This window comes from Bacillus cihuensis, from assembly GCF_000504145.1.
Taxonomy (GTDB): domain Bacteria; phylum Bacillota; class Bacilli; order Bacillales; family DSM-1321; genus Peribacillus; species Peribacillus huizhouensis.
On record NZ_KI632495.1, the window covers coordinates 1,279,327 to 1,291,815 of the forward strand.

The window sequence follows — 12,489 nt, forward strand, 5'->3', positions numbered from 1 at the left end:
AAGTTTCTCCCTACTCGTTTCTTTGTTCCCCACTAGCTTTTAGTTCGAGGGCTTACTGCTCGTTAAATATCATATAAAAAATCCCAACACTTTCATATCCATCGCTAATATAACCTAGTAAACGATGGATACAGTGTGGGACATTTTCATAAAAAAATGTGATAATTACAATTAGTCAAATGCTGGTAAAGATGTATCTGCAAAATTTTCTTCTAAAAATTTCTTTACTTCAGGTCCTGTCATTTTTTCTGCTAATAATTGAATGGCCTCTGATTTAGCATTGTCTTTGCGAGCAACTAAAGAGATAGCAAATGCCGAGTTCACATTTTCTGTAATCACAGCATCTTTACTTGGTTTTAAGCCTAGCGGCTCGGCATAAGATGGGTACAATGTAACGAGATCAGCATCGTCCATCATCCTAGCAAGCATAAGTAAGTCTACCTCTTTAAACTTGTAGTTTTTCACATTTTCAACGATATCTGCTTGGGTTGCTTTAAGACCCACACCGTCTTTTAACTTGATAATTCCTTGATCAGCAAACATAACAAGTGAACGAGCTAAATTTATTTGATCATTCGGTATCGCGATTGTTGCACCTTCTGGCAATTCATCCATTGTTTTATATTTCTTTGAATAAGCTCCAAAAATAGCGTGATAAATTGGTTCTACTCGTACTAGTTCTGTTCCATTGCTTTCATTATACTGCTCCATAAAAGGCATATGTTGGAAGAAGTTAGCATCAACTTCCTTGTTAGCAAGAGCGTTATTTGGTTGAATATTATCGCCTAACACGACGATTTCTAGATTAATTCCTTCTTCTTTCATTAATGGCTTAGCAATTTCTAATATATCCGTCATAGGTGGAATCAATGAAGCAACTTTTAAGTCCACTTGTTTCTTTTCTTCAGGAGTAGATTCGGCATTGTCGCTACAGCCGGACAATACGAACATAGCTAAGGCTAATAGCATAATGAGTCTTTTCATTGTTGATTACCTCTCAATCTATTATGTTATCCTAGTTTACAAGCTGCCTAACACCTTCTTCGAATTTCTGGGAACTTTGAGTAAAGTGGGATAAGCAGCCCATATCCTTTGTTTGGTGCGATATAGCGAAATGATGTGTAAGTAGAGATTTAGTTGAGGTCCACAGGATTAAAGCCACACAGACGTTACCTCAGGAAGCAATACTTCTTCTATATTCGATTATTTCGTACTGTTGCTTTTCAAGATAGCAATCCTAGATAAAGGCGAACTATTAAGTGGGGATGAAGAACATCCCCCCCCCGATGAAAAATTTCCTTTTATTTTTTATCTAATTTTTTGGCGATGGTTGTGCCAGTAAACTGAATAGCTTGGACAAAGATAATCATCATAACGATTATATAAATCATTAACTCGGTTTCAAATCGCTGGTAGCCATAGCGAATCGCAAAATCACCAACACCGCCCCCACCGACAATCCCCATTACAGTTGAATAAGAGATAAAACTAATCGTTGAAGTTGTTAATCCGAGTACAAGGCTTGAACGTGCTTCCACGAACAAAAACTTAAAAATAATTTCTAAGACTGAAGCACCCATTGAAACCGCAGACTCAATAATACCACGCGGAATTTCAAGCAAAGCCTGTTCTACTAATCTAGAATAATAAGCAATTGCCACAATAGAAAGTGGGACAGTAGCTGCCATTGTACCGATTGCTGTTCCGACAATAAATCTTGTAAAAGGAATTAAGAATACGACAAGCAATAAGAACGGAAACGACCGAACAATATTGACAAATATGTTTAGTCCAGAATATATCGATCTATTTTCTAGCAATTGTCCTTTTCGGCAAAGATATAGTAATGTACCGACAGGTAATCCGACTAAAAGAGCAAAAGCAATGGATAGACCAACCATCACAAATGTTTCCCCGATTGACTGCCAAATTTCAGCTTGATACTTTAAAATAATGTCAGGCATTCGAATTCCTCTCTTTTTCAGTTAATTGCTCAAGAAACCATTTTGGATCATTGTCAGGAATCATATACGGCTCTGTTTCAATTGAAACTGTTTCGAGTATTTTTCCGCCATCCATAACTGTTACTTTATCGCAAATACTTCGCACAACATCCATTTCATGACTGACGATGACAATCGTGACACCAAATTCTTGATTCACGGTCTTCAATACGTCTAGAATGCCTGCTGTTGTCTGTGGATCTAAAGCAGAAGTTGGCTCATCACATAATAAAACAGCTGGCCTGTTTGCAAGCGCTCTTGCAATTGCAACCCTCTGCTTTTGTCCTCCGCTTAATTGTGCCGGATATTGCTCGGCTTTATGCTCAAGGCCAACAAATTTCAAACATTCATTGACACGATCTACCTTAGCTTTTTTTGAGTAGCCAGCTAGTTCAAGTGGTACTGCAACATTATCAAATACCGTTTTATTCGAAACAAGATTAAAATGCTGAAAAATCATGCCAATCGATCGTCTTGCTTCGCGAAGTTTACGGTTTGGTAGCGTCGTTAACGTTTGATTATTAACCACAATTGTTCCTTGATCTGGAGTTTCCAGCACATTCATTAAACGAAGCAGTGTAGATTTACCCGCACCGCTCGCACCGATCACTCCATGTATTTCGCCTTTGTCGATATTTAGCGAAACCGAGTGAACGGCTTGTAAAATTGATTGGTGCTGCTGATAGCTTTTGCTTATATTTTGTAAAGATATCACCATGCATATTCCTTTCTAACCATCTGATTCCTATGTAAAATCCCTATCCAAATTATTATAGCCTTTGTTGCATGAGATGTCACTCCCTTCATAGTTCCTCGGGCATCTCTCAAATAATGGCAAAAAAGAGACAACTCCCAAAGGTCTGATCTCAACAGTCTATACACCGTTTACCGTGTCATATACACGTCATTTAAACGATATAGTAGTGATGTTGTCTGACCCTTCATTATGGGATAGCCTCTTTTGGAAAAAAATATTAATCTTCTTCGCAATATTGATAAAGTTAACTATATTTGCGATTTAAATTTTATGTAGCGAGTGACAAGAGCAGAAAACATTTGCCCCATTCTTAAGTCAACGCATATGGTGATTTTTCACCACTTAAGACGTGAACGATGTTTTTGGCTGCTTTTTGACGCAGTTCAATCATCGCTTCCTCTGAATACCAGGCACTATGCGGTGTAATGATGACATTGTCCATATTGAGGAGCGGGCTTTCACTTGTGACTGGCTCTACTTCTGTCACATCTAATGCGGCACCTGCAATAATTCCTTTTTCTAATGCATCAATAAGAGCTTTCTCATCGATTATCGGTCCTCGTGCTGTATTAATGATGACTGCGTTTCTCTTCATTTGATTAAGCCGCTCGTCGTTAATGAGATGGAACGTATCTTTATTAAGTGGTACGTGTATTGACAAATAATCGGCTATTGAAATAATATCGTCAAGCTCCATTTTGTGAACGCCCACAGCAGTCATTTCTTCCTCTGTTACGAATGGATCATATGCAACAGTTTTAAAGCCGAGCGGTTTCACTTTTTCAATGAAACGGCGCGGAATACGGCCAAAGCCGAGAACACCAATCGTTTGTTTATTAAAGCGATGAATCGGCACAGATGCTTTAAAGTCCCAGTTGCCTTTTTTCACTTCATTGTTTTGTAACGGCACTTTACGCGCCCATGAAAGCAAAAGCGCCAATGCATGATTTGATACTTCTTCCATGCCATAGTCCGGTACATTGGCGACAGTAATCCCTTTTTCTTTCGCAGCATCGAGATCAATCGTATTAACCCCAACACCGTAGCGGGAAATGATTTTCGTGTTTTCAAGTGACTCGATAACGCGGCGAGAGATAGGAGCGTATTGATTTAGAATTGCGTCTGCTTCTTTCGCTTGGGCGATAACATCTTTTTCTGTTTTGCATTGTGCTTTAATGAATTCAATATCCAATCCACTTTCTTGAAACACGGCTTCTTCATATTGTAAATTCTCAAATTCATAATCAGTTAATAATACTTTAAAAGCCATTTGGTTTCACTCCTTCAATAAAATTCCTAAAACAAACAATTTGACACTATGTTTTGTTTCAGAATGATTTCTACTATAAGCTCTGCCATTACTTCAACATTTTTTATATTGTTTTTTTTGTACAACCGACCTTCTGATAGTCGTTAGCTTTTTTGTTCGATCAAGTCGCATGTTTTTGCTCATGATTGGACGCCTTCATTTATTGCATTATTTCTTAAAAGAGATGCTACATTATTACGCAAATCATCCGAAATGATGTCACAAGGAGCACGATGCCCAGCTGCCACATCAAACCAGCGCTGATGAACGGCTTCTTTCATGGCTGAAAAAAATGTCGGTCCATATGTGTACACATCCATTAGCTTTGAAATCTTTTGATGATTTTTCTGAGCTTCAGCTAGATCACCTCTTTGATATGATTTATATAAATCAACAGATATTTCCGGAATGAAGGCAGCACTTCCATTAATACTGCCAGTTATGCCAATCATTAGCGCTGGGAGCATATGCTCATCGAATGCAGAAAAGACACTGAAGTCACTTCGCACTTTTTTCACTTCTGTTTGCACTTGACGAATGTGACCGAAGTCACTGACAGTTTCTTTAATACCAGCAATATTTGAATAAGCTTCTGCTAATTTTTTTATCAGGTCGACTGATAAATTCTGTCCGGTTAATAGCGGAATATTATAAATAAACACTTGTAGTTTTGTATGATTCGCGACGATGGAATAATAACGGAATAATTGATCATCTGACAGCTTCCAATAATATGGGTTAACGACGAGGACACCGTCAGCCCCGTGCTCTTCTGCATAAGATGTTAATTCAAGTACTTCTTTTAAAGCGGTATGCCCGACGCCAACCATAATAGGCACACGTCCATTAATATGCTTAATCATTTCCCTGACGTATAATTTACGCTCTTCTGTTGTAAGTGATGAGAACTCGCCTGAACTCCCCATTAACAGAATACCGTCAATATTCCGTGAAATCAGCTGATCAATATACCTTCTGTTCAACGCTAAATCTAAATTTCCTGCTTCGTCAAACAGTGTGACAATCGGTGGAATAATACCATGAAAAGTCATTGATTTCCTCCTTCTTTTTTTAAAAGGCTGTTTTCGTATACTATATTGCTTTTAAATAATTTTCACACAACTATCCTGGGCTTATTTCCTTTACAGATACTGGCTACGGTCTCGGGAGCCTTCAAGTGCTTCGTACTTGCTGGGTCTCCCTCAACACGCTTCTCTAAGCAGGAGTCTCGCATATCAACTACATTCGACACCTGTTCGAATTTCTTAATAGTTTTTTCTGTTATGCCAAAGTCCCTTTTTCATAAACGACTATAAAGATTTTTCATTGCTAATTCAGAATCGTTCCTTAATTAAACGATAGCTGCCACGAATATTTCTTGACTGTATTCGCTCATTTTATTAGCTACTAAATGGTTTGTACGGTTTTACTTTGGATGACTGGGTTTTGTAAGATACCAATTCCCGGAATTTCAATTTCAATTCGGTCGTTGTCGTTTAAAGTAAATTCATTTGGTGGAACGACACATGTCCCAGTGAGCAGAACCGTTCCGTCAAAAATTTCGTTATCAAGAACTAAGTAATGTACGAGCTCATCCAGTTTCCGTTTTAACTGGTTAACCTGCGCTTCACCATCAAATACTTTTTCGTCGTTGCGGTAAATACGGCAAATAATTTTTAATTCATACGGATCACTCACTGCTTCTTTTAACAGAATAGCAGGACCAATTGAGCATGAATTTTTCCATACTTTTGCCTGAGGCAAATAAAGCGGATTCTCCCCTTCTATGTCACGGCAGCTCATGTCGTTTCCAGCAGTATAACCGAGTACTGTACCATCTCTATCAATTACAAGTCCAAGCTCTGGCTCTGGAATTTGCCAGTTAGAATCAGAGCGCAAGTAAACAGGATCATTCGGACCCACAGTTCTGGCAGCTGTTGATTTGAAGAATATTTCTGGACGTTTTGCATCATACACTTTATCATAAAACGTATCACGGTCGAGCTTACCTTGTGTTGCTTCATAGTTTCGTGCTTCTTTGCTTTTTTTGTACGTCACGCCGGCCGCCCATACTTCCGGTGCATCAATCGGTGTTGTTAATTGAAGACTATCTATCGGTTGTTTTTCGGCAACTTCAGCAATTTGTTTTATAATATCAAACGCGGTTTTATTTTTACTTCGTGCCGCTTCAATCAACGACATAAAATCTTCATACGGAATATCAAATACTTCATTTTCATTCGTAACAGCTGCTAGTTGTTTACCATTTTCTTTTACATAGCGAATAATTCTCATGTTTCCATTCCTCCTGATTGACGCGTAGTCATTTTTTATATTTTTTGATATCCATATCCGAGATCTTTAGAAATTTTATCGCAGCACTCTTTTAATAGTTCAACATAATATTTATTCGTTTCGTCATTAACCTTGGATGCTGGCATTGACATGCTAACTGCTGCAACCACTTTACTTGAATAATCTTTGACAGGTACAGCAAAACAAACAATCCCTGGTTCATTTTCTTCATTATCTATTGAATACCCATTGATGCGGACTTGTTCAATTTCCGTTAAAAACTCTTCTTTAGAGCTAATTGATTTTTCTGTTTGTTTCGTATATTTATAGCCTTCTAGAAGTTGATTTAATTCACCGTCTGTTTTTGTAGCGACAAGTGATTTCCCGACAGCGCTCGTGTGAATCGGTATACGACGGCCGATGCGGGAATATAAAACAGTTACACCACTCCCTTCTACTTTATCAACGTATAAACCTTCCTGGCCGTCTAATATAACTAAGTGAGTCGTTAAATTTGTGATTTGTGACAGCGTTTCAAGATGTTTTCTTGCAACATTACGTAAATCGAGATGACTTGCGACCATATTACCTCTCTCAAACAACTTCAGCCCAAGAGAATATTTTTCATTCTCTTCATTTTGTGCAATGTAACGCTGTTCTCGCAAAGTTTTTAATAATGAATGAACGGTGCTTTTATGCAAGTTCATCCGTTTGCTAATTTCAGTAATCGTTAACTCACGGTCGCGCTCATCAAATAAATCTAATATTTTTAGTGCGCGCTCCACAGATTGAATAATGGGCATAGTACTTCACTCCTAATCTTCATTTAGTCTAATCATACCCGACTTTTTGAGTGAGCGCCCTGTTTTATTCCTGAATTTTCTGATTGCAGTATCACATCTTGTTCATAATCAAGCACGGCATCTTCTACAACCGCCAATGGCACGACACCTTTTGCAGCATCGGTGTGACCGTACATCCGATTACTCGCAGCGACCATTTTTTGACGGGATTTCATTCGCTGTTTACGATCTTTCACAATTTGGCGTCTTTCTTCTTTCACGCTATCCGAGAAATCATGAACGACTTCACCTTTTTGAAGTTTTTCTGGATTGACAAAATCAATGCGTCGTCCGCGTAACTGCAGATGAACAACATCACCCGTCTCAAGAAAACCGATGCCTCCATCTTCATATGCTTCAGGTGTCATATGACCTATTGCAGCTCCATATGTAACACCAGAATAGCGACCATCACTTATAATTGCGGCTAATTTTTTCATCACCCGGTTCGCGTTAATATATTGCATGGGAGTGAACATCTCTGGCATGCCAAAAGCTACTGGACCTTGGCCCACGATAATGACCGCAATTTTCAATATTCCTTCTTCTGACATCACCTCGAACAATTCATCATATGAAGCATCTTTTAAACGCAGCCATTCTTGCTCATTGTTGTACTTAAGTGTCGCGAGCAGAAGCTCATGTGAGAACAACTTTTGTTCTTTAATTTGGGAAAGTAAACTTGTATCTAGCAGACTCCGATTCGCCTCTTCTTCATTTTCAAAATAAAGCACGAACGCAAGCTTGTCATCGAACTGTTCAAGCTGAGGCGTTTGCATACCACTAATTTTCACAACCGCGCTTTCAAAAAAGTTTCCTTGTAATACATCGACTCCGCTAAATGCGCGACGCGGTGTAGATAAAATAACCGGATTTTCTTTAACTTGAACCGCTTGCAAACTGCGTGTAATAACCAGGCGCTCTTTCCACGTCTTCGCTGCAACTGTCGGTGCATCTTGATCCATCGGTACACCATTTTCAAGCAATTCATAAAAGAGCGTTTCCATCCCACGACTCGTTCCACTACAACACTGCATCGCCAACGAGTAAATATCTCGTCCTTCTGTCAAACTATAATCAAACAAATCAGGAATCGGGTGCTCATGATGAATACGATCCAGATCCCATAAGCTGAATTTGTATCCAGCATATAGCATTCCTGCGACAATATGCATCATCAAGTTTGTTGAGCCACCAGACGCACTGTGGATCCGAATTGCATTTTTAATATTCGCCGCTACAATATTTGCGACCCCATATTTTTCGTCATTGATCATCAGAGCAAAGCTGTCGAGAACGGCATTAATCTGACGTTGTGTTGGTGGATCTGTCAATAACTCAACCGCTGGATGAACGAGTCCCATTCCTGCGACTAAATGGCGTGAACTATTGCCTGTTCCGTTAAAGGCACATACGCCGCCTTGACCATCACATGTTGCAACAGCTAAGCGCATTTCAAAATATTTATGTTGTTCTTTCGTCAAAATACCACGTTCATACGCTCGCTCAAACACGCCTTGAAAAGCTGTATTGGATGAACATTGCAAAATGTACGCCATCGTATCTCGCAAATCAACCGCTATATCCGCAGCGCCATCACTTTCTGCTTTTTTCGCCAGCACTTCCAATTCTTCAATCACGTCATCTGGAATTGAGCCGCCTTCTAATACGTGAGCAGGTGCAAATGTTGCGAAAAAAGGCGCTTCCCCCCGGTCGCGGCGTACACGATCGACATGTGCAAGCGCGCTTACAACTCCAAGTGGCTGTTTATCACATCCTTGAATAACGAATGCGCCATGGTAGCTGTGTGCCTCAATCTGATTGACGACCATTTGCGCAACAGCATTTCTGCTTTGCAATGAGTAGCTCATCCCTTGATTGCTTTGAGCAGTTCCATCACACATAACCGGTGTCGAGAAGTAGAACGGTACACCACCATTTTGCCATATGCGAATCGCTGCCCTAGCAGACGTTTGATAATCCATAATATGTGCTGGGTGATCAGATGAGCCACCAATTATCGCGATACGCGGCGCATTCCTCTCTAGTCGCAGATAAATTTCTTCCAACGTCCAGTCAGGCTTACCACCTTCATATGTAGAACCAAGGGTTAGCTTTGCGCGATCCAGTAGACCGGCAACCGTAATCGGTTCATTTGCTTTTCCCTGTACATTATCTCGGTAAGGGTTTACATCATTATCAATAAGTGGATATAAGTAAGTCATTTTTGCACTCCTCTTCAGTTTTTCGGAAGGCATTTTATTTAAGTGAAACTTAAACAGTGGGGGTTTTCTCATCCCCACTGATTGCTAGTTGAACCAATCGGGCTTTTAAGCTAATTAATTCGCTCTAACTTTCTCTACTTCTGCCTTCATTTCTTCTACAAGATCTTTCCCAAACTTTTTTGCATATTTGTCAGTTACTGGTTGGATAATTTCTTTCATGTTTTCCAACTCTTGTTCAGATACTTCATTAATTTTCATCCCAGCTTCTTCTAACTTCTTAATGGCAAGCTCATTATCTTTACGGTTTACCTCGCGTTGATAATCTCTTGCCTCTTGTGCACTTTCTTGAAGAATATTTTGTTCTTCTTCGGATAAGCCGTCCCAGAATTTTTTGCTAACCAATAATATGAATGGTGTGTACACATGATTGGTAAGACTTAAATAGGATTGAACCTCATCATATTTTTGAGTAACAATTGTAGCTAGTGGATTTTCTTGTCCGTCTACTGACTTACTTTCAAGCGCAGTAAACACTTCAGAGAACGCCATTGGTGTAGGGTTTGCTCCTAGTTCTTTAAAAGCATCTAAATGAACCTCGTTTTGCATCGTCCTAATTTTTAGTCCTTTAAAATCATCTGCTGTTTCGACTGGGTGTTTACTATTGGTCAGTTGACGGAATCCATTTTCCCAATATCCAAGTCCGATTAGGCCGTGCTCTGGTAATTTGTCTAAAAGTGTTTGTCCTATTTTTCCATCGAGTACAGCATATGCTTCTTCCTCCTCTTTAAATACAAATGGAAAATCGTAAATCCCATATTCCGGTATGATACCAACTAAAGGGGAAGTCGATGGTACAGTGATTTCTTGCATCCCTGCCTGTAGGGCTTCCGTCATTTTCAGGTCATCTCCAAGAGTGGCGTCAAAATAATTTTGCACTTTTATTTTCCCTCCACTTTTTTCTTCAACCAACTCTTTAAATTTAACCATCCCTTGACCTTGTGGATGACTTTCACTGTTGCCAATCCCTGCTTTAATCGTCCTTGTCTGTATGCCTTCTTTCACTTTCCCTCCTGACTTTGTACTATCTGTACCACAACCACTTATAACTAGCATACTCGGGAGTACCATCGCCATCACAGCTCGTTTCAACCACTTATTCATATCTCTTCCCCCTCATTCTTTTTTCCTTACAATTATTTTTTAAAAATTCTACTTTAATTTACGTAAACCATCCCAGAGGGACCAATACTATAGAAGGAAATAAAATTAATAGAATTAATACTATGACTTCAACTAGTAAGAAAGGCCAAATTCCTTTCATGATATCTTCCATACTAATTTTACTTATCCCGCAGATAACATTTAATACGGTACCAACTGGAGGTGTTAATAAGCCAATTGCAGTAGTAAGGATAAATATTACACCAAAATAAACTGGATCGATCCCTGCTTGTGTAATAATTGGTATTAATACAGGTGTAAGGATTAATATGGCAGGCGTCATATCCATCGATGTTCCAATAATTATGACTAAGAAAACAATCATAAACGTCAATAACATCGGCTGATCCATAAATGGTTCTAATAAGCTAATTATTTGAGTAGGTAAATTCGCAACAGTTATTAGCCAAGATGATACAAGGGCTGCAGCAACTAAAAACATAACAACACTTGTCATTTTTGCTGCATTCACAAACACATTATATAAATCTTTAATTTTTATTTCTCGATAGATTACGACTCCTACAAATAATGCATAAACTGCAGCGACTACTGCTGCTTCTGTAGGAGTGAACAATCCACCTCTCAATCCCCCAATAATAATAACCGGAAGAAAGAGTGCCCATATTCCTTGACGTAGTGATCGAAGTATTTCCTTTGTCGATTTACGCGGTTGAACTTGTACATTTTCTTTTCGCGCTATGATTGTCCACGCAACCGTTAAACCAACTCCAAGTAAAATCCCTGGAACAATACCTGCCATAAATAATTTTGTTATTGAAACACCACTGGCTACACCGAATACGATAAAGCCAATACTTGGTGGGATAATTGGCGCTATAATTCCACCAGCTGCGATTAAACCACTCGAGCGGTTAATATTATAGCCACTTTTAACCATCATCGGAACTAAGATCGCCCCTAGAGCTGCCGTATCTGCAACAGCGGACCCAGATAAACTTGCGAATAAAATACTCGCTATTATTGCAACATATCCTAGTCCCCCTCTAATATGGCCAACCATCGTCATGGCCATGGTAACAATACGTTTAGACAAACCACCAGCATTCATTAACTCCCCTGCCAACATGAAGAATGGGATGGCCATAAGTGGAAAATTATTCGCGCCATTTATTAAGTTTTGCGCAATAATTTGACTATCATATATGCCTAGAAAAAACATTAAAGCTACACTACTGACTAATAAAGCAAAGGCAATTGGAATCCCTAGACCCATTGCTCCAAGTAAAGATCCAACAAATACTCCAATCATCCTTGTATTTCCTCCTTTTCTATACTAGCAGCATGCATACTTAATATTTCTTCAGATTCGCTAACCGGGTTTAATTCCTCGTCCGTCACTTTATTAAATAAGATTCTATAAAGATTATGAAGAGTAATAACCCCCATAGATACGCCTACTAAAATACCAGTTCCATAGACTAGTGAAAGCGACATACCAATTGCAGGCGTTACACTATCCATATTCATCAGTGTCATCTTCCAGCTTCCATCTAAAATTAGATACAGGATGTACAGAATAATCAAATCACTAATTACGTTCACAAATTTCTTTGCCCCTCTTGGCAGTCGTCTAACTACTAAGTCTACGCCAAGATGTTCTTTATTTTTGTAAGCTCCTATTGCACCGAAAAATGTAAGCCATACGAATAAATATCGCGACATTTCCTCTGACCACGTTATACCTGAGTTAAAAAAATAGCGGAGAATGACATTTCCAAAAACAAGGATCACCATTAAAGCTAAAGCAGAGACCATAATAATATTCAAGACATTTTCCAAAATTCTTGAGATTTTGTTCACACTTCTTCCTCCA

11 protein-coding genes are annotated in these 12,489 nt (G+C 39.1%); all 11 read right to left on the reverse strand.

Translation table 11 applies throughout. The features are described 5' to 3' along the window. Positions 1–171: 171 nt before the first annotated feature. The 11 genes from V179_RS0112085 to V179_RS0112135 all read right to left on the reverse strand — a co-directional run bounded on the left by V179_RS0112085 (position 172) and on the right by V179_RS0112135 (position 12,476). Positions 172–984: a MetQ/NlpA family ABC transporter substrate-binding protein gene (locus tag V179_RS0112085; RefSeq protein WP_028391680.1), complete on the reverse strand. Its 813-nt coding sequence runs from the start codon at positions 982–984 to the stop codon at positions 172–174. Between the two features lie 317 nt (positions 985–1,301). Further along, positions 1,302–1,964 (reverse strand): methionine ABC transporter permease, encoded by a 663-nt coding sequence (locus V179_RS0112090; RefSeq protein ID WP_028391681.1) that lies wholly within the window; start codon positions 1,962–1,964, stop codon positions 1,302–1,304. Continuing rightward, a complete protein-coding gene (locus tag V179_RS27835; protein ID WP_084552417.1) occupies positions 1,957–2,718 on the reverse strand; it encodes a methionine ABC transporter ATP-binding protein in 762 nt (253 codons plus the stop codon). Before V179_RS27835 ends, V179_RS0112090 begins: the two co-directional genes overlap by 8 nt. 352 nt (positions 2,719–3,070) lie before the next feature. Further along, on the reverse strand, positions 3,071–4,030 hold the full coding sequence (locus tag V179_RS0112100) for a C-terminal binding protein (protein WP_028391682.1): 960 nt from the start codon (positions 4,028–4,030) through the stop codon (positions 3,071–3,073). Between the two features lie 179 nt (positions 4,031–4,209). Then, complete coding sequence (locus V179_RS0112105; RefSeq protein ID WP_028391683.1) at positions 4,210–5,121, reverse strand: dihydrodipicolinate synthase family protein; 912 nt, start codon at positions 5,119–5,121, stop codon at positions 4,210–4,212. Between the two features lie 355 nt (positions 5,122–5,476). Beyond that, on the reverse strand, positions 5,477–6,364 hold the full coding sequence (locus V179_RS0112110) for a fumarylacetoacetate hydrolase family protein (protein WP_028391684.1): 888 nt from the start codon (positions 6,362–6,364) through the stop codon (positions 5,477–5,479). Positions 6,365–6,399: 35 nt separating this feature from the next. Further along, positions 6,400–7,167, reverse strand: coding sequence for an IclR family transcriptional regulator (locus tag V179_RS0112115; protein ID WP_028391685.1), 768 nt, complete (start codon positions 7,165–7,167; stop codon positions 6,400–6,402). 32 nt (positions 7,168–7,199) lie between these two features. Next, positions 7,200–9,431: a dihydroxy-acid dehydratase domain-containing protein gene (locus V179_RS0112120; protein ID WP_028391686.1), complete on the reverse strand. Its 2,232-nt coding sequence runs from the start codon at positions 9,429–9,431 to the stop codon at positions 7,200–7,202. A 114-nt stretch (positions 9,432–9,545) separates the two neighbouring features. Continuing rightward, positions 9,546–10,592: a TRAP transporter substrate-binding protein gene (locus V179_RS0112125; RefSeq protein ID WP_028391687.1), complete on the reverse strand. Its 1,047-nt coding sequence runs from the start codon at positions 10,590–10,592 to the stop codon at positions 9,546–9,548. Positions 10,593–10,650: 58 nt separating this feature from the next. After that, positions 10,651–11,925, reverse strand: coding sequence for a TRAP transporter large permease subunit (locus V179_RS0112130; protein ID WP_028391688.1), 1,275 nt, complete (start codon positions 11,923–11,925; stop codon positions 10,651–10,653). Further along, positions 11,922–12,476, reverse strand: coding sequence for a TRAP transporter small permease (locus V179_RS0112135; RefSeq protein ID WP_028391689.1), 555 nt, complete (start codon positions 12,474–12,476; stop codon positions 11,922–11,924). The genes V179_RS0112130 and V179_RS0112135 overlap by 4 nt, the downstream gene beginning before the upstream one ends. Positions 12,477–12,489 lie beyond the last annotated feature (13 nt).